The organism is Pseudomonas eucalypticola, from assembly GCF_013374995.1.
Classification (GTDB): domain Bacteria; phylum Pseudomonadota; class Gammaproteobacteria; order Pseudomonadales; family Pseudomonadaceae; genus Aquipseudomonas; species Aquipseudomonas eucalypticola.
The window spans coordinates 3,774,157-3,796,401 of record NZ_CP056030.1 but is presented as its reverse complement, the minus strand read 5'-3'; the positions used below and the strand labels follow the sequence as shown (position 1 = coordinate 3,796,401).

Here is a 22,245-nt window from a genome sequence, read left to right as displayed (position 1 = left end):
GTGGTTCTGAATTTCTTCGCCCCGTGCAGGGGCTGGCTTGCCAGCGAGCTTTCCAATGCTGCGCAACAGCGCGCTGGCAAGCCAGCTCCTGCAGAGCTGATGCCTACTTCATTACCCTAGTGCAATTCAGACCACATGCACCCCACTCTGTACCCAAAGATGGTGGCTGGGGTCTTGCTCGGGGGTGTACTGGGTGTAACTCACGCCGTCGGCGGTCTCCGTGCCGCTGGCGGTCCACGTATCGGTCATGTGCACGCTGTCCTGGCTGTTGCCCTTGATGATCAACTTGGTGTCGCCGCTCTCGATCACCGCCAGCATGTCGGCCAGGTTGAGGGTCAAGGCCACCGCACTGGTGCTGTTGAGGTCCAGGACCTCGATGTTGTGGATGCGGCTGGCCAGGGTGCCCAGGTCGATGGTGGCGTCGCCGCCGTCCCACATCAGGGTGTCGGTGCCGGTGCCGCCGTCCACCGATGCGAAGTTCTGGTCATGGACGATCATGGTGTCGTTGCCGGCACCACCGATGATGGTCACCGCGCCGCCATGGATGGCGTCCAGGGTGTCGTTGCCGTCGGTGCCTTGCAGCACTTCGGTACTGGTGGTCGCCGCCGTCGCCGTGGTGGTTGCCGTGGTGCTGTCATCGCTGACCAGGGCACTGAAGGTGGTCGCGGTGGCACCCGCCTGGGTCAGGTCGATGGTCAGGGTCGAGATGTCGGTGGTGCCGTTGGGGTGCGTGAGCTCGTAGGTGAACACATCCGTGTGGCCGATCGCGGCGTCTGTCAGTCCGGCATTGAGGGTGTAGGTGTAGCTGCCGTCGGCGTGCACCAGCAACGAACCGTAGGTACCGGCGATCGTGGTGCCGTTGTAGCCGGGCGTCACGTAGGTGCCGGCCAGCAGGACGCTGAGCACGGTGTAAGTAGAGCCGAGCAGGTCGGCACCGCCGCCGGCGGTGTCGGTGAGCAGGTTGCCGCTGACCGGCGTGTAGCTGCCCACGACGTACTGGTTGGTGTAGGTGGCCACGTTGGTGATGCTGGTGGTGATGCTGCTGGCCAGCCCGATGCCGGTGACCGTGACTTTGACCTGGTAGGTACCGGCGGTCTGGTCGTCGAAGGTCACGCCATAGTTGTTGCCCCCCAGGCTCAGCAGCGCACCGCCGCTGACGCTTTTCACCAGCACGTACTGGCCGGTGCTGGTGTTGAGCTTGTACAGGCCCAGGGTCAGGCTGCTGGCCAGGCTCAGCAAGTTGCTGGCGTTGAGGGTGACCGTCAAGTCGCTCACCGTGTTGGCTGCCACGCTGGTGGTGTAGGTGGCATTGGCGCCGCCCAGTAGCGGCACGGAGAGCGTCCCCAGGGTCGCGGTGCTGGTCACCTCTTTGGCCGCCAGGGTAATGCTGGTGCTGGCGATGTCGTAGGTGGCGTCCACCACGGTGGCGGCGGCCGCCAGGTTGGTGCTGCTCCAGGTCTCGGTGGACTGCGGGCTTTCGATGCGCACGTACAGCGTGGCCGTGGCGGTCAAGCCGTTGGCGTGCACCAGCTGGTAGGTGAAGGTGTCCACCTGGCCGATGCTGCTGGTGGCGCCGTTGGCGGTGTAGGTGTAGCTGCCGTCGGCGTGGATCACCAGCGTGCCGTACAGCCCCTGCACCGTGGTACCGGCGCCACTGGCGGCAGTGACGAAGGTGCCGTTCTTGGCGATCTGCAGCACGGCGGCGCTGTCCGGGCCCAGTTGGTCGGCCAGGCCGTTGGTGCCGGTGTCGGTGAGCACGTTGCCGGTTGTGGCCACGCCCGCCGAGCCGGTGAACTGCGTCAGGCTGCTGGTTTGCTGAGACAGGTCGGTGGTCACCGTGGTCAGCACGCCGATGCCACTGCTGGACACCACCAGGCGGTAATCGCCGGCCAGCAACGAGCTGATCTGTACCTGCACCTCCTGGGTGTTGATGGTCAGCAGGTCGAGAATGCCGCGATTGCCATTGACGTCCAGGGTGACCCAGTTGCCGCTCGCGTCCTTGACTTGCAGGGTATAGCTGACGCCCGTCAACAGCGAGACCAGGCTGCCTGCCGTCAGCGTCAAAGTGGAGGTAACGGAGGTACCGCTGCCCACGGTAAAGGTGTACGCCTTGGAGAACCCGGCCAGCAGGGTGGTGAACGAATCGGTGTAGTGGGCGGTGGTGGTCACCGGCGTCAGGTTGACCGTGGCCACGGCCAAGTCGTTGCTGGCAGTGACGGGGGCGTTGGCGTCGATGTCCGGCGCCACGACGGTGACCGCGGTGGAGACGTTGCCCTTGTTGTCGGTAAGGCTGACGCTGAGGGTTTCGCCGTTGATCTGCGCGGTACTGAGGTTGACGCTGAACACTCCGGTGCCGCCGACGGTGCCGGTGCCCAGCACCAGGCCGGACGCGGCCTTGATGGTGACGGTGCTGTTGGCCTCGCCGGTACCGCTGACGGTCAGGCCGTCGGCGCTGACCAGCAAGGTGCCTGCGGCGGCGGGCGGTGTCAGGTCCGGGGCGGTGGCAGTGGCGGCGACCGAAACGTTGCCACTAGGGTCGGCCTGGGTGACGCTCAGGACCTGGCTGTTGATCTGCGCGGTTGTGAGGGCCACCGAAAAACTGCCGTTGGCAGCCACGGTGGTGGTGCCCAGCACCGTGGTACCCAGCAGCACCTTGACGGTGGAGCCGGCCACGCCGGTACCGGTGACCACGGTGCCGCTGGCGTTCACCAGAACACCGGTAGGCGCGGCGGGTGCCGTGGTATCCGGTGCGGTCAGGCTGGCCGTGGCCGAGACATTGCCGGCCGCGTCGGCCTGGCGCACGGTCAGCACCTGGCCGTCGAGTTGGGCGCTGCTCAGGGTCACCGTGAAGGTGCCACCGGTGCCGACCACGGCGGTGCCCAGGGTCACGCCAGCGCTGCTGACGGTGACCGTGGCACCGGCCTCACCGGCACCGGTCAAGGTTGTGCCGTCGACGGCCAGCGCCAGCGTGGTGGGGGCCGCGGGGGCCTGGGTGTCCGTGGCCGTCAGGGTCGACGCCAGTGAGGTGTTGCCAGCCGCGTCGGTCTGCACCAGGGTCAGCACTTGACCGTTGAGCTGGGCGGTACCCAGGGTAACGGTAAAGGTACCGGCCGAGCCCACCTGGGTGGTGCCCAGCACGGTGCCGGTGGCACTGGTCACGGTGACCGTGGCCCCCGCTTCACCGGTACCGGTGACTTGCAGGCCGGTGCCGGTCAGTGCCAGGTTGGCCAGTTGTGCTGGCGCGGTGGTGTCGTTGGCCACCAGCGCGGTTCCGGCCGAGACGTTGCCGGCGGTATCCGCCTGGCTGACGGTCAGGGTCTGGCCGTTCAATTGCGCGGCGCTCAAGGTAACGGCAAAGGTGCCGCCTACCACGGTACCCGTCCCCAGCACCGTGCCGGCGGCATTGGTGACGGTCACGGTGGCGCCGGTCTCGCCCAGGCCCGACAGGACCAGGCCAGCGGTGTCGAGGGCGAGCAGGCTGGGCGCTACTGGCGCGGTAGTGTCCGCGGCCTGCACGGTGACTGCTGTGGAGGTGTTGGCGTGGGTGTCGGTTTGCACTGCGGTCAGTAGTTGACCGTTGGTCTGCGCGGCATTGAGGGTGACGGTGAAAGTACCGGCGGCATTGACAAGGCCCGTGCCCAGCACCGCACCGGTGGCCGAGGTGACCGTCACCGTGGCGCCGGCTTCACCGTGGCCGGTTACCAGCAGCCCTGCACCGGTGACGGCCAGGCCGCTCAATGGGTCGGGCGCGGTGGTGTCCGCGGCCACCACTTCCGTGGGCAGCGAAGCGCCACCGGTCGCGGTGCTGGCGGTGACCGACAGCGTCTGGCCGTTGGTCTGCGGGCTGCTCAGGGTCACTGTGAATGCACCGTCGGCATCGGTGGTCCCGGTGCCCAGTACCGTGCCGGTGGCGCTATAGACGGTAATGGTGCTGTTCGCGACGGCGCCTCCCGCCAAGGTGACGCCGTCGGCCTCCAGTACTACGTTGGTCGGGGCATCGGGAGCCGGGTTGACCGGTACCGTCAAGTCGGCGGACAACGAGGTGTTATTGCTGGTATCGGTCTGCACCACGGTGAGCACAGCGTTGGCGACGATCCCTGGGGTCAGGTCAATCACGAAGGTGCCATTGGCGGCGACAATGCCGGTGCCGACCGAGGTGCCGACAGCATCGGTAACCTCTACCGTGGCCCCGACCTCACCACGCCCGGCCAGTTGGCTGTGGTCGGCGCTGATGCTCAGGTTGGTGACGGCATCCGGGGCCTGGGTATCGGCTGCGGTGTAGGTCAGTGGCGTCGAGGCGTTGGTCGAAGCGTCGGTAGCGACGATCGACAGCACCTGGCCATTGATTTGCGCGGCGTTGAGCCCAACGCTGTAGGTCCCGCCCGCCGTGGCGGTGGCCGTACCCAGCAGGGTGCCGTCGGCGCTGGTGACGGTCACCTGGCTGTTGGCCTCGGCGGTGCCGGTGAGGGTCAGGCCATCGGTGGACAGAATCGTCACGGTAGGGATGCCAGGGGCCGTGATGTCGCTGGCGGTTACGGTCTGGTTGCCCGACAGGTTACCGGCCGGGTCGGCCTGGCTGACGGTGAGGGTTTCGCCGTTCAGTTGCGCGCCATTGAGCACCACGGTGAAGTGGCCGTCGACGCCCACGGTAGCAGTGCCTAGCGTCGCACCCGCCGCGCTGGTGACCGTGACCGTGGCATTGGCTTCGCCCAGGCCCGTGACGGCCAGGCCCGTGGCGCTGACCGCCAGGGCGGTAACGTCGTCCGGCGCGGTGGTGTCGGCGGCCTGATACACCAGGGGCAGGCTGTGGTTGCCCGCGGCATCGGTCTGCACCAGTGTCAGCAGCTCGCCGTTGACCTGGGCGCTGCTCAATGGGGTTGTGTAGGTGCCATCGGCGGCGACGGTCACGGTGGCCAGGGTGGCACCGCTGGCGCTGGTGACCACCAACGTCGCGCCGGCCTCACCGGTGCCGGTCAGGGTCAGACCATCGGTGGTGAGGGTTGTGACCGCCGGGGCGGCGGGGGCGGTGACGTCGGTGGCCAACAGGGGGGTGGTGCCCGAGAGGTTGCCCGTGGCGTCCTGTTGCACCACCGACAGTTGCTCGCCATTGAGCTGCGCGGCGTTCAGGGTCAGGGTGAACTGGCCGTTGGCGTCGACCGTGCCAGTGCCCAGCGTGGTGCCCGCGGCATTGGTGACCGTGACGGTGGCGCCGGCCTCGCCGGCGCCACTCACCACTAGCCCTGTAGCGTCCAGGGCCAGCCCGGTAACGGCATCCGGCGCGGTGATGTCCGGGGCGACCTGGGTGGCGGCGGCCGAGGTGTTGCCCGCCGTATCGGTCAAGGTCACGAACACGGTCTGGCCGTTGGCCTGGGCGGTATCCAGGGTGATCAGGAAATGCCCGGTGCTGTCGACGGTCCCCGTGCCGATTTCGGTATTGTCGGCCAGCAGGATATGCACGGTGGTGCCCGCTTCGCCGACCCCGCTGAGCACCGAGCCATCGGCGTTGAATTGCAGCTGGGTGGCCAGGTCGGGCGGTGTCAGGTCGGGTGCGTTCACCACCACCGGGGTGCTGACGTTGCCGGGTGGGTCGGCCTGCTGCACGGTGAGCAGCTGGCCGTTGATTTGCGGTGTGCTCAAGCTGACGCTGAACGTGCCGTCGCTCAGCACCACGGCGGTGCCCAGCACAAGGCCTGCGGGATCCTTCACGGTGACGATGGCGCCGGCCTCGCCGGTGCCCGTGACCAGGGCGCCGGCGGCATTGATGGCCACGTCCGCCAGTTGATCCGGCGCGGTGAAGTCCGGGGTGGTCAGGGTGGCGGTGGGCGACAGGTTGCCGGCCGCGTCGGCCTGTACCAATGTCAACACTTCGGCGTTGGTCAGGGGGGTTGCCAGCACCAGGGTAAAGGTGCCGGTGGTGCCCACGGTGGCGGTGCCCAGCACGGTGCCGACATCGTCGGTGACGGTGACGGTCGCGCCCGCCTCGCCATGGCCAGTCAGGGTGGCGCCGTCACTGGCGATGGCCAGTTGCGTGAGGGCTGTGGGGGCGGTGGTGTCCACCGAGGTCAAATCGGTGGCGGCCGAGGTATTGCCCGCGGCGTCGGTCAGGGTCACGGCCAGTTGCTGGCCGTTGGCCTGGGGGGTGGCCAGGGTGATCTGGAAGCTGCCGTCCACGTTCACCGTGCCGGTACCCAGCAGGTCACCGGCGGCGTTGATGACCTTGACCGTGGTGCCGGCCTCGCCGGTACCCGAGAGCAACAGGCCGTTGCTGCTGACCACCAGGGCTGTGGGGGCATCGGGGGCGATCAGGTCCGGCGCGGTGAGGTTGACACTGGGCGACTCGTTGCCCGCGGCGTCGGCCTGGCTCAGGTTCAGCAGCTGGCCGTTGGTTTGTGCCGTGCTCAGGGTCACGCTGAAGGTGCCGTTGGCGCCGACCACGGCGGTACCCAGCTCGATGCCGCCCTGGCCCAGTACCGTGACCGTGGCTCCGGCTTCGCCGTGCCCGGTCAGGGTGGTGCCGTTGGCCGCCAGGTGCAGGTCGGTCAGGGCAGCAGGTGCGGTGAGGTCAGCGGCGACCAGGCCGGTAGGCAGCGAGTTGATGCCGTCGCTGGACGTGGCCGTGGCCGACAGCTGCTCGCCGTTGAGCTGGGCGGTGCTCAAGGTGATGCTGAAAGTACCGTCGCTGGCTACCTGGGCGCTACCCAGCAGGGTGCCGGCCGCGTTGTGCACGCTGACGTTGCTGCCCAGGGTGGCGTTGCCGGTCAGGGTCAGGCCATCGGCGCTGAGCACCAGGTTGGTGGGGGCAGGCTCGGCGAGGTTGCCGGGCGCGGTCACGGTGGCCGTGCCGGAAGCATTGCCCGCTGCGTCGGTCTGCACCACGCTGAGGGTGGTGCCGGCGGCTGCGGCAGGCGCCAGGCTCAGGCTGAAACTGCCATTGCTGGCCACGGTTCCGGTGCCCAGCAGGGTGCCGCTGGCATCGCGCACCGTGACGGTGGCACCCACTTCGCCCTGGCCCGCTAGGGTGGCGCCGTCGGCGGCTACCGCAAGGCTGGTCACCGCCAACGGCGCGGTCGTATCGGCGGCGGTGTAGTTGGCCGCCGTGGAGACGTTGTCGGCGGCGTCAGTGGCGGTCACCGACAGTGCCTGGCCGTTGGTCTGGGCGCTGGCCAGGGTCAGTTGGAAGGTGCCGTTGGCCGCCGCGGTAGCGGTGCCCAGCACGTTGCCCTGGGCGTCGCTGACGGTCACGGTACTGCCAGCCTCGGCATGGCCGGTCAGTTGCAGCCCGGCGCCATTGAGGGCCAAGTCGGTGGGGCTGTCGGGCGGTGTCAGGTCCTGGGCGGTCACGGTGACGGCCGTGGAAACGTTGCCGGGTGGGTCTTCCTGGGTCACGGTCAGCACTTGTGCATTGAGCTGCGCCGTGGTGAGGGTGAGGGTGAAGGCGCCGTTGCTGGCCACCAGGCCGGTGCCCAGCAGGGTGCCATCGGCGCTGCGCACGCTGACGGTGGCGTTGGGTTCGCCGTGGCCGGTCACGGTGATGCCATCGGCGTTGACGGCTACCTGGGTCAACGCGGCGGGTGGGGTGATGTCCGGCGCCGTCAGGGTTGCCGACGGCGAAGCATTGCCCGCGGCATCGGTCTGGTACACGTCCAGGGTCTGGCCATTGTTCGGCGCCGGGGCCAAGGCCACCGAAAACGTACCATTGGCCGCCACGGTGGCGGTGCCCAGCAGCACACCGCTGCTGTCGGTGACGCGCACCGTGGCGCCGGCTTCGCCGGTGCCGTTGAGGGTGGCGCCGTCGTTGCTGATGGTGAGGTTGGCGACTGTGGCCGGTGGCGTGGTATCGAGGGTGGCTACGGTGGCGTCGGCCGAGACATTGCCCGCCGCGTCGGTGAGGCTGACGTGCAGGTTGGCGCCATCGGTCTGCGCGGGGTTGAGAGTGACCTGGAAATTGCCGCTCTGGTCGACCGTGCCGGTGCCCACTACGGTGCCTGCGGCGTTGGTGATGGTCACGGTGGCGCCGGCTTCACCCTGGCCGTTGACCACGGTGCCGACATTGTTGATGGCCAGACCGGTGGCGGCGTCAGGCGCGGTCAGGTCCGGGGCCACGGTGCTGGCAGGTTGCGAGACGTTGCCGGCGGCGTCGGCCTGGGTCACGGTGAGCGCCTGGGCGTCGGCCTGGGCAGGCGTCAGGGCGATGACGAAGGTACCGTTGCTGGCCACCGTGGCGCTGCCCAGCACGGTGCCGGCGCTGTCCAGTGCGGTAACGGTGGCACCCACTTCGCCCTTGCCGGTGAGGGTAGTACCGGTGCTGTTGACGGCCACGTCAGTGGGGGCATCGGGGGCTGTGCTGTCAGCGGCGACCACGGTGCTGGGCACCGAGGTGTGGTTGGCGCTGTCCGTGGCGGTCACGTGCAGCACCTGGGCGTTGAGCTGCGCGGTGGCAAAACGCAGGGTGAAGCGGCCCAGGCTGTTGACCGTGGTGGTCCCCAGGTTGGTCCCTGTGCTGTCCACCACCGTGATGGTGCTGCCGGCCGTGCCGGCGCCGGTCAGGGTGGTGCCGTCGCTGCTCAGAGCCAGGTCGCTGGGCGCCGCGAGCTGAGTGCCGTCGGGGCCTGCCACGTCCACGGGGGTGGAGCTGTTGTTGGCCGCGTCAGTGCTGGTCACACTGAGGGTGCTGCCGGTGGCCGCCGCGGTGGTCAGGGTAATCAGGAACACACCGTCGCTGGCCACCGTACCGGTGCCCAGCACGGTGGTGCCGTCGCGCACGGTCACGGTGCTGCCCGCTTCGCCGACGCCCGACACCTGGGTGCCGTCGGGGCTTACCGCCAGGTTGGTGACGTCCTGGGGCGCGGTGGTGTCCGGTGCGTTGACGTCACCGGGCAGGGAGGTGTTGTTGCTGGCGTCGGTCGCTGTCACTTGCAGCGCCTGGGCGTTGGTTTGCGCAGCGTTGAGGGTGACGTTGAACGCGCCGTTGCCATCGGCGTCGACTTCACCGAGCAGGGTTCCGTCAGCCGCGCGCACCTCGATGTGGCTGTTGGCTTCGGCGTTGCCGGTGACACTCAGGCCATCGGTACTGACGGCCAGGTCCGTGGGCACTGCGGGCGCGGTCAGGTCCGGCGCGGTCAGGCTCAGGGCGGTGGAGGGGTTCTGCGCCGTGTCGAGCTGGGTGACGCTCAACACTTCACCGTTGAGCTGCGCCGGGGTCAGGGTGACGCTGAAGGTGCCATTGTCAGCGACCACGCTGCTGCCCAGCAGGGTGCCGTCGCTCGCACGCACATACACGGTATCGCCGGCTTCGCCGGTACCGGTGACGGTAGCGCCGTTGCCGCTGATGGCCAGGCCGTCGACCGGTGCCGGTGGCGTGGAATCGGCGGCCGTCAGGCTGGCATCGGCCGAAGTGTTGTTGCCCATGTCGGTCTGGTTGACGCGCAGCACCTCGCCATCGGTCTGGGCAGTGCTGAGCGCCACGGTGAAACTGCCGTTGGCGCCCACCGTGTCGCTGCCCAGCAGGGTACCGTCGCGACTGTAGACGTACACGGTGGCGCCGGGCTCGCCGGTGCCGTTCAGTGCGTCCCCGGCGCCGTTCAGCGCCAGGTTGGCAGGGGCGTCGGGCGCCTGGATATCGGGGGCAGTCAAATCTGTGGTGGGGCTGGCATTGCCGGCAGCGTCGCTCTGTTCGGCCGTCAGTGCCTGGCCGTTGACTTGCGCCGGGCTCAGGGTGACCTCGAAGGTGCCGTTGCTGCCCACCACCGCCGAGCCGAGGCTGTTGCCGTCAGCGTCGCGCACGGTGACGGTGGCGCCGGGCTCGCCCTGGCCACTGACCAGGGTGCCGTTGGCGGAAATACTGAGGGTGGTCAGTTCGCCAGGCGCCACCAGGTCCGGTGCGGTGACCTGCGCGGGCGTAGAAGGGTTGCCCGCCGCGTCCGCCTGCACTACTTGCAGTACCTGGGCATTATCCTGCGCCGTGCTGAGGCTGACCGTGAAGTGGCCAGTGCCGTCGACGGTCGCGGTACCCAATACAGCGCCGGAGGAGTCGCGCACGGTGACCGTGGCGCCGACCTCGCCGCTGCCGGTGAGCACGCTGCCCGTGCCGTCCACTACCAGGTCAGTGGCCGCGGCCGGCGCCTGGGTATCCGCCGCCACGAACGTCACCGGGCCTGCGCCATTGCCTGCCGCGTCGGTGGCGGCCACCAACAGGGTCTGGCCGTTGTTCTGGGCACTGCTGAGGGTGACGCTGAAGGTGCCATCGGCGGCGACGGTGGCGGTACCCAGGGGGTTACCGTTGGCGTCGGTGACGGTGATCTGCGCACCGGCCTCGCCATGCCCCGTCAGGACGGTACCGGCGATGTTCAGGGCCAGGCTGTCCGGTTGCAGCGGGCCATCCAGGTCGGGGGCGGTGACAGCGGTGGCCGGTGAGGGGTTGCCGGCGGCATCGGTGAGGGTGACTTGCAGGGCTTCACCGTTTATCTGGGCGTTGGCCAGGGTAACGGCGAAGCTGCCGTTGGCCGCCACCACGGCGGTGCCCAGCACGTTGCCGTTGGCATCGGTGACACTGACGGTGGCGCCCACTTCGCCGCGCCCGGTCAGCAGCAGGCCATTGGCGTTGACCACCAGATCGGTGGCGGCGGTCGGCCCGGTGATATCGGGGGCGGTTATCGGGACGGTCACCGAACTCTCGCCGTTGCCATCGATGGCCGTGACATCCACGACTTCGCCATTGGCCTGGGCGGGGGTCAGGATCACGGTGAATTGGCCATTGGTGTCGACCACCGCCGAGCCCAGCAGATTACCGCTGCCGTCACGCACTTCCACCAGGTTGCCAGCGGTGCCGGTGCCAGTCACCTGGCTGCCATCGGCGTTGACCACCAGGTCCGAAGGCGTGGCGGGGCCGTCGGCATCCGGGGCGAGCACGGTCACGGCGGGCGACACATTGCCCTGGGCGTCGGCCTGCACCACGCGGACCAGGTCGCCCTGGGTCACGCCTGGGGCCAAGGTGACTTCGAAGGTGCCGTTGGCGCTGACGGTGCCGGTACCGATGACGGTGCCGGCGGCATTGGTGATGCTGACCGTGGCGCCGGCCTCACCCTGGCCGGACAGGGCCAGGCCGTCGGCGCTGATGACCACGTTGCTGACCGCGTCGGGCGCGGTGGTGTCACCGGCCTGCAGGGCAACCGGCGCACTGCTGTTACCCGCGGCGTCGGTGGCGGTGACGTCCAGGTGTTCGCCATTGATCTGGGCGGTGTCCAGCGTCAAGGTGAAGGTGCCGTCCAGGTTGGCACGCGCCGCGCCGATCACCTGGCCGTTGGCGTCATGCACCAGCACCCGGGCGCCGGGTTCGGTGGTGCCGGTCAGTGTCAGGCCGTCTGCCGAAAGCACCAGGTTGGCCGGTTGCGCCGGTGGTTGAATATCGGGGGCCGTGAGGGCGACGTTGGCCGACACGTTGCCGGCGGCATCCGTCAGGGTGACCTGCAAGGTCTGGCCGTTGTCCTGGGCAGGGCTCACGGTAAGGCTGAACGAACCGTCCGCGCCCACGACCGCCGTGCCCAGCACCGTGCCGTTGGCATCGATGACGGTGGCGGTGCTGCCCACCTCGCCATGGCCGCTGACCAAGGTGCCGCTGCCGCTGATCGCGACATCGGTAGGGGCATCGGGCGCAGTGGTGTCGGGGGTGCCAATGTCGGGCGCCACGGCCGTGGCGGGCGTGGAGGTGTTGCCTGCGGCGTCCGTGGCGCTGACGTTCAGCGACTGGCCATCCGTCTGGGCCGGGCTGAGGGTAAGGGTGAAGGTGCCGTCGGCGGCGACCACCGCGGTACCCAGCACGCTGCCATCAGCGGCACGCACGGTGACGGTGGAGCCGGCCTCGGCGGTGCCGGTCAGTTGGCTGCCGTCAGCAGTGACGGCCAGGTTGCCGGGGGCGTCGGGGGCGGTAGTGTCGGCAACGGTCAAGGTAGCGTTGGTGGACGTATTGCCGGTAGCGTCAGTGGCGCTGACCGTCAGGGTCTGGCCGTTTGCCTGAGGCTGGCTCAGGGTGAGGCTGAAGGTGCCGTCGGCGCCGGCCACGGCGGTACCGAGCACGCTGCCATCAGCGCCGCGCACCGTTACGGTGGAACCTGCTTCGGCGGTACCGGTCAGTTGACTGCCGTCGGCATTGACGGCCAGGTTGCCGGGGGCATCAGGGGCGGTGGTGTCTGCCACCGTCACGCTGCCTGCGGTCGAGGTATTGCCGGCAGTGTCGGTGGCGCTCACGGTCAGGGTCTGGCCGTTGGTCTGAGGCTGGCTCAAGGTCAGGGTGAAGGTGCCGTCGGCACCGGCCACGGCAGTACCCAGCACGCTGCCATCGGCACCGCGCACGGTAATGGTGGAGCCTGCTTCGGCAGTACCGCTCAGTTGGCTGCCGTCGGCGTTCACGGCCAGGTTGCCGGGGGCATCGGGGGCACTGGTGTCGGCGGCCGTCACGGTGCCGGGCGCGGAAGTGTTGCCGGCGGCATCGGTAAGGGTGACGTCCAGGGTCTGGCCGTTGGTTTGCGGGTTGCTCAGGGTGACCTGGAAGCTGCCGTCGCTGCCGACCGTGCCACTGCCCAGGACATTTCCCGCGGCGTCGCGCACGGTGACGGTGCTACCGATTTCACCCAGGCCGCTGAGCACCAGGCCATTCCCGGACAGGCTCAGGCCGCTGGGGGCATCGGGGGCCGTGGTATCGACAGCGGTGCCGCTGTCACTGCTGCCACCGCCGCCACCGCCGCCGCCCACTGCGGCCGCGGTGGCGCCACCAGCGCCGAGCAGGCCGAGGCCAGCAATGGCCCATTCCGGAGTAGCACTGCCCACCACGCCGACCCCGGCCAGCAGGTCATCCAGCGAAGACACTTGCGCGAACGTAAAGCCGTGGAAGGCCTCGGCGTTGTACTGCGCCTGCCACAGGGTTCCGTTTTCGTCCTGGAACACCATGTCACTGCGCACGCCCTCGGCGTTAGCCTTGAAGAAATTGCTGACCCGCACGTGCTCGCCATTTTTAAGGTTGAGCACGGCATCGTCACCGGAACGGGTGACCGAGGCGACTTGATCAGGCGGAACAGGAATCTGTACGACGGCGGGGTTTGGCAGTGAGACATCACCAAATTGCTGGGCGGTGACTTGGGCAGTTGCTTTGTCGGCGACGACGATATTGTCCATTATCGGCTCTTCCTTTCGCTTTCTTCTAAGCCGCCACGCTTCGCACCGCATGGCGAACATCACTTCTGCTGCATGCGGGCAGGCAGCTCCGAAAAAACCTATACAGATTGGATCCTGTAGGTATAGCAAAGGGCTACGAAAGCGCGCGCTAGCTTGCTAGCTAGCAACGATTACGCGACAGGCGGTGCGAGGGTTTCAGAGGGGGATTGGGCTGTGACAGGCCGCGCTTGGAAAGGTGCAATTTATTTGTACAAGAACACGCCCCTGGGTGCTTGCGCTTACGCATCACCCGGCTGTGGGCGCGACGGGTTCAGGCCCAGCGCCGAATAAAGGTGGTAACGGGCAATGCCGATGTATTCGTGCAAAGCAACATCAGCGGCCATGAAATTGTAGGACAGCGGCAAGGGCGACAGCATGGCCCGCAGGTAGTCGGCCCGTACCGGTGTGGCACTCACGCCGAAATGGGCGAAATACAGCTCGCTGCGACGCAGGTGGATGGCCGACGAAACCAGCACTACCTGATTGGCGCGCGGGTGGTGCAGCAGGGCTGCGGTGAATTCGGCGTTCTGCCAGGTGTTCATGCTCTGGTCTTCGACCTGCAGCTCAGCCGGGGGAATACCCAGGGCCAGCAGCGTGGCCTGGTACACAGTGGCTTCCGCCGCGCCCTGGTGGCGTGCATCGCCGCCGCTGACCAGCACGGTGCAATCGCCGCCGGCCTGGTGGCATTGGTGGTACAGGGCGGTGGCCTCAACCAGGCGCGGGAAGGCGAAGACACCGGGCTCGATGGCCGCAGGCGTTTGCTCGGTACCAGCGCCCAACAGCACGATCACGTTGCGCTCACCCCAGCTCACCGCCGGTTTTACCCCATAGTCGCTCTGCAGATTGTTCAGTAGCCAGGCGGGAACCGCGCCGCAGCCCACGGCGAGGAACCAGGAAACGGACACTACCAGCAAGATACGCTGGGCGCGGCGCCGTTTCAGAAAGGCGCACAGGGTGGCCAGCGCGATCAGGATAACGAAAAGCAATAGGGTCATGGGGGCTGAGGGTGAAGTGCTGGGAGGACGGCGACTTTACCTCGATTTCGCAGTGGGCCGCGAGGGCAGTGTTCCCTGGTCTTGCCGGGCTGCCTCATGGTACCCGGCCAGATGTTCTGCGGCGCTTCGAAGGGCCGCGAAACCGGTGGTCGCTGTTGCACACCCACGCCTGCTTACCCCAGCGGCCAACCGGCCACCCGCTTGCTGCGCGGCGTTGCATAGGTGCGCACCTTCGAGGTGCTCAGGCCCAGGCGCACCAGCGACTCCGCCAGCGCCACCGCCGCCGTGACGCCATCCACCACGGGTACGCCGGTACTTTCGCGAATCATCGCGTCCAGCCCGGCCATGCCACCGCAGCCCAGGCAGATGACTTCGGCCTTGTCGTCGCGCACGGCCTGCTCGGCCTGGGCGACGATGGCGGCCACGGCGCGTGAAGGGTCCTGCTCCAGTTCCAGCACCGCCAGGCCACTGGCGCGTACCGAGGCGCAGCGCTGGTACAACCCGGCCAGGCGCAGGCGGTCCTCGATCAGCGGTACGGTACGGTCCAGGGTGGTGACCACGCTATAGGCGTGGCCCAGCAGCATGGCCACGCTGGCAGCCGCTTCGGTGATGTCCACCACCGGTACATTGAGCAGTTCCTGCAGGCCCTCGCGGCCGTGCTCGCCGTAACCGGCCTGGATCACCGCATCGAAGGGCTGGTCATAGGCCATGACCGCGTCCATGACACCGATGGCGGCCATGTAACTTTCGAAATTGCCTTCCACCGATTCCGCGCCGAAGCGCGGGGTCAGGCCGACGATCTCCGTGCCGGGGGCGGCGACGCTGCGTGCCTGTTCAGCGATGGTATGGGTGATGGCGGCGGTGGTGTTGACGTTGACAACCAGGATACGCATGGCAAACCTCTGGGCGGGGGAAATCAATGCTGGGTATCGGCGACGGCGATGGCTTCGCCGCTGACGTCCAAGAAGGACTGGTGACGGTCGCTGAGCAGCAGGTACACCGCCGCGGCAATGGCCGCACCGAACAACCAGGAAAACGCCGACACGGTCGCGAAGGCCGGTACCAGGGCCAGCACGATGGCGATGACCGCCGCGGGCAGCACGGCGGCCACGGCACGCGGGTTGACGCCGCGGCGGTAGTGGTAGGCGGCGTCGGGGGCCTCGGTGTACAGCTGCGGAACGTTGACCTTGCCGCGCCGCAGCAGCCAGTAGTCAGCCGTGATGATCCCGTACAGCGGGCCCAGCAAGGCGCCCAGGCCGGCCAGGAAGTACTCGATCACCAGCGGGCTGTTGTACAGGTTCCACGGCAGGATCAGCACCGCCACCGTGGCGCTGATCATCCCGGCGCGGCGGAAGGTCAACAGCCGCGGCGCCAGGTTGCTGAGCACGAACGCCGGGGCCACGAAGTTGGCCATGATGTTCACCGCCACGGTGACGATCAGCAGGGCCAGGCAGCCGAGCACCAGGAACAACGTGTCGGGAATGGACTGGATGATCTGCGTAGGGTTCTCGATCACTCGGCCGTCGATGGAAAACTGCGCTCCGCACAGCACCACGGTGACCACGGCGAAGGCGAGGATATTGACCGGCAAGCCCCAGAAGTTGCCTTGGCGGATGCACCGGCGCGAAGGGGCCGAGCGGGTGAAGTCGCAGAAGTTGAGGATCATGGTGCCGTAGATCGCCAGCCACAACGCACCCCCGGCGAAAATGTGCCGCCACATGCTGGTCCCCTGCAAGGGCTCGTGGATCGACCATGCCAGTTGCCCCCCTACGCGCACGTACATCCAGGCGGCCAGGCAAGCCATGGTCAGCAGGATCACCGGCCCTGCGAAGCCTTCATAGCGGCGCACGGTTTCCATGCCGTAGGCCAGTATCGCCAACTGCACCAACCAGATGCTGACGAAACACGCCCAGCCCAGGCTGGAAAGCCCCAGTACCTGGTTGTGGTCCCAGGCGCCAAGGCTTGGCAACAGGGCGCTGAGCATCACTTTCAGCACCACCGAGGCCAGGTACGTCTGGATACCGAACCAGGCGATAGCGATCACCGCACGCACCAAAGCAGGGAGCTGTGCACCAAAAATGCCAAAGCTGATGCGGCTGATGACCGGAAAAGGCACCCCGGTTTTCTGCCCCATGTACCCCGTCAGGTTCATGAAACCGTAGACCAGCCCGGCACCGATCAACAGCGACATAAGGATCTGCCAGCCACCCAACCCCAGGGCGTACAGGCCCATCGCGAAGGAGTAATTGGCGATGTTGTGTACATCGTTGGTCCATAGCGCAAAGATGCTGTACCCGCCCCAGCGCCGCCCTTCGCTGCGTGTAGGGGCCAGGTCGCGGTTATGCAGGCGCGGGCTGAGGGCTGGGTAGGGCAGGGCCCCGGCGTGGGTTAAATCGGCATGGGAGGACTCGGCGGGGCTGTTGAGCTGCATCGGTGTGGCTCCACGGTTGTATTTGTTTCTGTATACAATTTGTGGTTTTCAAGTAGCCATAATCGTGCCAGCTTTGTGTTATTTTTTTTGAGGTCCTGCCTTAGCTATTGTTTTGACTACCTATTAGATCCAAAACGCAGTGTCAGTTTGATCAATTGGTTAGGAATATTGTATACAATACCGTTACCTGAGGTGACACCCCCGTTTCGCTCGGTCCAGCGTTAAACCTTCCTTTCACCCCGCAGTCTTTCTCTATGACAGGCCCTCATTCGCAGGGCCCCACAGGAGATCAGTCATGGCTCGAGCCATCTGGAAAGGCGCGATCAGCTTCGGCCTGGTGCACATTCCCGTGTCCTTGACCACCGCGGTGTCCAGCGAACGCATCGATTTCGACTGGCTGGACAAGCGCAGCATGGATCCAGTGGGTTACAAACGCATCAACAAGGTGACCGGCAAGGACATCGACAAGGACAACATCGTCAAGGGTGTCGAATACGAAAAAGGTCGCTACGTGGTGATCAGCGAGGACGAGATCCGCAAGGCGCGGCCGGAAGCCACCCAGACCATCGACATCTTTTCTTTCGTCGAAGCTCAGGAGATTCCGCTGCAGGCCTTCGACACGCCGTATTACCTGGCCCCCGACAAGCGCGGTGGCAAGGTGTACGCGCTGTTGCGCCAGACCCTGGAAAGCACTGGCAAAGTGGCCTTGGCCAGGGTGGTCCTGCATACCCAGCAGCACCTGGCCTTGCTGCGCCCGCTGGAAGACGCGCTGGTGATGATTACCTTGCGCTGGCCCGCGCAGGTACGCGGCCTCGAGGGCCTGGAGTTGGACAGCAGTGTGACCGACGCCAAGATCGACAAGCGCGAGTTGCAGATGGCCAAGCGGCTGGTGGAGGACATGAGCGGTACCTGGACGCCCGAGGAATACCAGGACGACTTCAAGCAGACCATCATGGACCTGGTGGAAGAAAAGGCCAGCAAAGGCAAGATCGCCACGGTGACATCCCTGGACGAGGAAGGCGAACAGAAGGGCGCCGACATCATTGACCTGACCGACCTGCTCAAACGCAGCCTGGCCGGCAAGAAACCGGCGCCGGCGAAGAAAACCGAAGCGCCAGCCAAACGCACGACGCGCAAGAAAGCGTCCTGACCGCTGCTGCCTTTGGCTGCACGTGCGTTACAGGGTGTCGGTAGGTTCGCCGGGAGTGGTCTGCAGGCCCTTGTCCAGCTTCAGCAGCGTCAGCAATCGACGCGCGTCATACGGCGCGCGTACCTTGATGTCATTGTCGAAGTAGCAATAGACGTCCCGCTGGCTGGCTTTCGGGGGTTCGCTGTGGGCATCGATCAAGTCGGCGTCGCCGGGCTGGGCCCCGCGCTTCCAGGCCTGCAGGCGTTTCTGCCATTGCTTGAGGGCTGCATCCGAATAGCCGCTGCTGTAGAGCTTCTTGTCCCCGTGCAAACGCAGGTACAGAAAGTCGGCGGTAACATCCTGAACGTGGGGCCATTTGCGCGCGGCGTCGGCAATCACCAGGGCGACGTGGTGTTTGCGCAGCAAAGCCACGAAGGCGGGGTCGATAAAGCTGTCATTGCGAATTTCCACCGCGTGGCGCAGCGCCTGCTTGGGGTTGCCGTCCAGGTAGCCAGGGTGTTGCAGGCGCTCGGCACAGCCTTTGGCCAGCGCGATCGCCTGTTGCCCGGTGCGCGGCAGGCCGGCCAGGAAGTCCTCGAACAGCCCGGCGTCGAATGTGAAGTTCGGCGGGAATTGCCACAGGGTTGGGCCAAGGCGGTCACCCAGCGACAGGGGGCCGGAGGCGTAAAAGTTGGCCATGGCCTCCTCGATGTCGCGCAGGCGTTTGACATGGGTAATGAAGCGCGGGCCCTTGACGCTGAACACGAACCCCTCGGGGGTTTCGCTGGCCCATTCAGCGAAGCGCTGGGGCCGCTGCAGGGCATAGAAGGTGCCGTTGATCTCGATGCTGTTGACGGCTCGCGAGGCAAAACGCAGCTCGTCTTTCTGGCGCAGCCCTTCGGGGTAGAAATCGCCGCGCCAGGGCGTGTAGCGCCAGCCAGAAATGCCTATGTGCACCCGCGCCTTGGCCATCAGTCACCCCCAAGGCGGTCGCGCAGGGCGGCGGTGATGGACTGCTTGGTCGCCCCGTAGTCGGCCCAGGGATCGTCGCTGTCCGCCAGGCGTTCGTGCAGGTTGAAGAGGGTCCACTGGTTGGCACCCTTGAGCTCGCTCAGCTCGTCGCGGCGAATGGGCACCGATACCGGCAGGCCCTCGCGAGCGCGAAGCGTGTAGGCACAGGCCGTGGTAGCGCCCTTGGTGTTGCGCAGGTAGTCGATGAAGATCTTGCCCACGCGGTTCTTGGGCCCGGACACCGAGGTCAGGCGGTCGGGGAACAAGCCTGCCAGGTGCTTGACGATGGCGTGGGCGAAGTCCTTCACTTCGTCCCAGCCCGCGCGCCGGGTCAGCGGCACGACAATGTGCATGCCCTTGCCGCCACTGGTCTTGAGGAAGGCGTTCAGGCCCAGCTCGTCGAGCAAGGTCAAGGTCAGTTGTGTGGCTTCGAGCATGCTTTTCCACGGCAGGGCGGGGTCGGGGTCCAGGTCCAGGATAAAGCGGTCGGGTTTGTCGTAGTTCTGGTCTGTGGCGTTCCAGGTGTGCAGCTCCAGGGTGTTCATCTGCACCGCGCCGAGCAACGCGTCGGGGCGGTTGATGATCATCACGGTCTGCCCGGCGGCCTCGTCGGTGACCAGCCCGGGGATGTCCAGGTGCGCGGCGTTTTTCTGGAAAAACAGTTCACCGGCCAGACCCTCCGGGGCCCGCACCAGCGCCACCGGGCGCCGCTTGAGGTGCGGCTCGATCCAGGCCGCCACTTGGGTGTAGTACTCGGCGACCTGACGCTTGGTGGCGCCGCAGCTGGCATCGATGACGCGGTCAGGGTGGGTCAGGCGCAGGCTTTCGCGGCTGGCGCTGGTCTTGGCTTTGCCGGGGGTGGCTTTACGGGGGGTTGCCTTGCTGGTGTTCACGGGTTGCTCCAGGTCGATGGCCTTGGCCGGCTTGTCATCGCGCAGGCCGTGGAAGACCGAGTGGCGGACCACGCCGTCGCGGGTCATTTGGGCGTAGGCGACTTCCGCCAACAGGACGGGCTTGAGCCAGTGCACGTCACGGGCCTGGGCGCCGGTGGGGGGGCGGCTGAACTGAGGTTTGGGCACTTGCAGGGGCTCGAGTTTCTGCAGAATGCTGGCCAGGGTCGCGGTGTTGAAGCCGGTGCCCACCTTGCCGGCGAAGCGCAGCTCGCCGCTGTCACGGTCGTGCAAGGCCAGCAGCAGCGCGCCGAAACCGCTGCGGCTGCCCTTGGGGTCGGTGTAACCGACAATCACGAATTCCTGGCGTTGCTGGCACTTGAGCTTGACCCAGTCACTGCTGCGTTTGCCGCTGTACAGGCTGTCGGCGCGCTTGCCGATCAGGCCCTCCATGCCCATGCGGCAGGCGCTGTCGAGCAGGGATTGGACCGGTTCGTCGAAATCGGCCGAATAGCGCAGTTGCGCTGCCTCGCTGGGCGCCAGCAGGGCCTCCAGGGCCGCGCGACGCTCCTGCAGGGGACACTGGCGCAGGTCCAGGCCATTGAGGTACAGGGCGTCGAACAGGTAATAAACGATGGCCTCGTCGCGGCCGTCATCGAAGGCATTTTGCAACGCCTGGAAGTCTGAGACGCCATCTTCCCGGGCCACCACCATTTCGCCGTCCAGCCAGGCTGACTGTACCCCTAGCCCGGCGAGGGCATTGGCCTGGCTGGGCATTTTCGCCGTCCAGTCGTTGCCGTTGCGGGTAAACAGGCGCACCTCGTCGCCGTCGATGCGCGCCAGCACCCGGTAGCCGTCGAACTTGACCTCGTAGCGCCAGTCGCCGCTGGGGGCGGACTCGACCAGCGTGGCCAGCTCCGGCGTGAGGGTAGCGGGCAGGGTGGCCTTGCGCGCGCCACTCAGGGACTGGGGTTTGGTTTTCGCCTTGGGCTTGGCCGGGGCCTTGGCGGCCTTCGTCGATTGCCGGGCCTTGGGCGCCAGGGTACGGTCGCTGAGGACGCTGTCGGGCAGTGCCGCGACAATGTCGAACTCCGCCTCGGGGCGGGCTTCGCCGTCGGCGGACTTGATCAGCAGCCATTGTTCCTTCTTGCCTGCAAGGTGGGTGCGAAACAGGTTCCAGATACCGGACAGCTTTTCCCCCTGCAGGCGGAAGCGCAGCTTGCCTTTTTCATAGCTTTGCTGGGGGTTGCCTTCGGGGATCCACACGCCACGGTCCCAGACGATGACATCACCGCCGCCGTAGTGGCCCTCGGGAATATGGCCCTCGAAATTGGCGTAATCGAGTGGGTGGTCTTCCACGTGCACCGCCAGGCGCCGCACCTTGGGGTCCAGCGACGGGCCCTTGGGGATGGCCCAGCTCTTCAGCGTGCCATCCAGTTCCAGGCGAAAGTCGTAGTGCAGGTGGCTGGCATCGTGTTTCTGGATACAGTACTGCAGCGCATGGGCTTTGCCCCGCTGGCCGCCCTTGCCGCTGGGTTCGGGGGTGGCGTCGAAGTTGCGCTTGCTGTGGTATTCCTTCAGGGAACGGGCCATGGGGATTCTCCGGCGCGCAGGGTTCCAGGCTTTGTACGCAATGCATCCCAACTCGGCGCATGCTGCGCTGGAATACATTTCATAGAGACCTGGAAAGTGGAGGGGCGCGGGGGCCGTAGAGTTCCCGCGGGGTGAACGAGTGGCGCCGCTCAGGTTCAAACGGTCACGGCCTGGAACGCGCCCCGAGGAGCCCGCATGAAAGCCTTGAAAATCGCCACCTTCAACATCAACGGCCTGCGCGCCCGGTTGCCCAACCTGTTGCAGTGGCTAGAGCGCGAGCGCCCGGACATTGCCTGCCTGCAGGAGCTCAAGGCCGCCGACGGGCAATTTCCCGCGGCCGACTTCGAAGCCATCGGCTACGGCACCCTGCACCACGGCCAACCCTCCTGGAACGGCGTCGCCATTCTGGCGCGGGATGCACAGCCGCTGGAGTCGCGCCGCGGTTTGCCGGGCGACGACAGCGACACGCAAAGCCGCTACCTGGAAGCCGCGGTGCATGGGGTGCTGGTAGGCTGCCTGTACCTGCCCAACGGTAACCCGCAGCCAGGGCCGAAGTTCGACTATAAGCTGGCCTGGTTCGAGCGCCTGATCCAGCATGCGCAGGCCCTGCAGGCCAGCGACCACCCGGTGGTGCTGGCGGGCGATTACAATGTGGTGCCCACCGATTTCGACATCTATAACCCCAAGTCCTGGCTCAAGGACGCCTTGTTGCAGCCCGAGAGCCGCGACGCGTACCAGCGCTTGCTGGCCCAGGGCTGGACTGACGCCGTGCGTCACCTGTACCCCGATGAACAGGTGTTTACCTTCTGGGACTACTTCCGCCAGCACTGGCCCCGCAACTGTGGGTTGCGCATCGACCACCTGTTGCTCAACCCGGCGCTGGCGCCGTACCTGAAAAATGCTGGGGTGGACGCCTGGGTGCGCAACGAGGAGCACGCCAGTGATCACGCGCCGGTATGGATAGAGTTGGGCACGCGCAAGCGCAGGTAG

At 66.7% G+C, this 22,245-nt stretch carries 8 protein-coding genes; 2 read left to right on the top strand and 6 right to left on the bottom strand.

Annotation, left to right across the window (positions count from 1 at the left end; translation table 11 throughout):
* Positions 1-126: 126 nt before the first annotated feature.
* The 4 genes from HWQ56_RS16775 to HWQ56_RS16760 form a co-directional block, all read right to left on the bottom strand.
* Positions 127-13,167, bottom strand: coding sequence for a BapA/Bap/LapF family large adhesin (locus HWQ56_RS16775; RefSeq protein WP_176571221.1), 13,041 nt, complete (start codon positions 13,165-13,167; stop codon positions 127-129).
* A 278-nt stretch (positions 13,168-13,445) separates the two neighbouring features.
* A complete protein-coding gene (locus HWQ56_RS16770) occupies positions 13,446-14,201 on the bottom strand; it encodes a YdcF family protein (RefSeq protein WP_176571220.1) in 756 nt (251 codons plus the stop codon).
* Positions 14,202-14,374: 173 nt separating this feature from the next.
* Positions 14,375-15,094 (bottom strand): aspartate/glutamate racemase family protein, encoded by a 720-nt coding sequence (locus HWQ56_RS16765; RefSeq protein WP_158156598.1) that lies wholly within the window; start codon positions 15,092-15,094, stop codon positions 14,375-14,377.
* Between the two features lie 23 nt (positions 15,095-15,117).
* Positions 15,118-16,632, bottom strand: a complete 1,515-nt coding sequence (locus tag HWQ56_RS16760) for an NCS1 family nucleobase:cation symporter-1 (protein WP_176571219.1) — start codon at positions 16,630-16,632, stop codon at positions 15,118-15,120.
* 295 nt (positions 16,633-16,927) lie between these two features.
* Between HWQ56_RS16760 and ku the strand changes: the two genes are divergently transcribed.
* Positions 16,928-17,782, top strand: coding sequence for a non-homologous end joining protein Ku (gene ku, locus HWQ56_RS16755; protein ID WP_158156594.1), 855 nt, complete (start codon positions 16,928-16,930; stop codon positions 17,780-17,782).
* A gap of 27 nt (positions 17,783-17,809) precedes the next feature.
* Here the strand turns inward: ku and HWQ56_RS16750 are convergent, their stop codons facing one another.
* Both HWQ56_RS16750 and ligD read right to left on the bottom strand, forming a co-directional pair.
* Complete coding sequence (locus HWQ56_RS16750) at positions 17,810-18,736, bottom strand: DUF72 domain-containing protein (RefSeq protein WP_245217891.1); 927 nt, start codon at positions 18,734-18,736, stop codon at positions 17,810-17,812.
* Positions 18,733-21,255: a DNA ligase D gene (ligD, locus tag HWQ56_RS16745; protein ID WP_176571217.1), complete on the bottom strand. Its 2,523-nt coding sequence runs from the start codon at positions 21,253-21,255 to the stop codon at positions 18,733-18,735. The genes HWQ56_RS16750 and ligD overlap by 4 nt, the downstream gene beginning before the upstream one ends.
* 195 nt (positions 21,256-21,450) lie before the next feature.
* On the opposite strand from ligD, the gene HWQ56_RS16740 reads away from it, so the two are divergent.
* On the top strand, positions 21,451-22,245 hold the full coding sequence (locus tag HWQ56_RS16740; RefSeq protein WP_176571216.1) for an exodeoxyribonuclease III: 795 nt from the start codon (positions 21,451-21,453) through the stop codon (positions 22,243-22,245).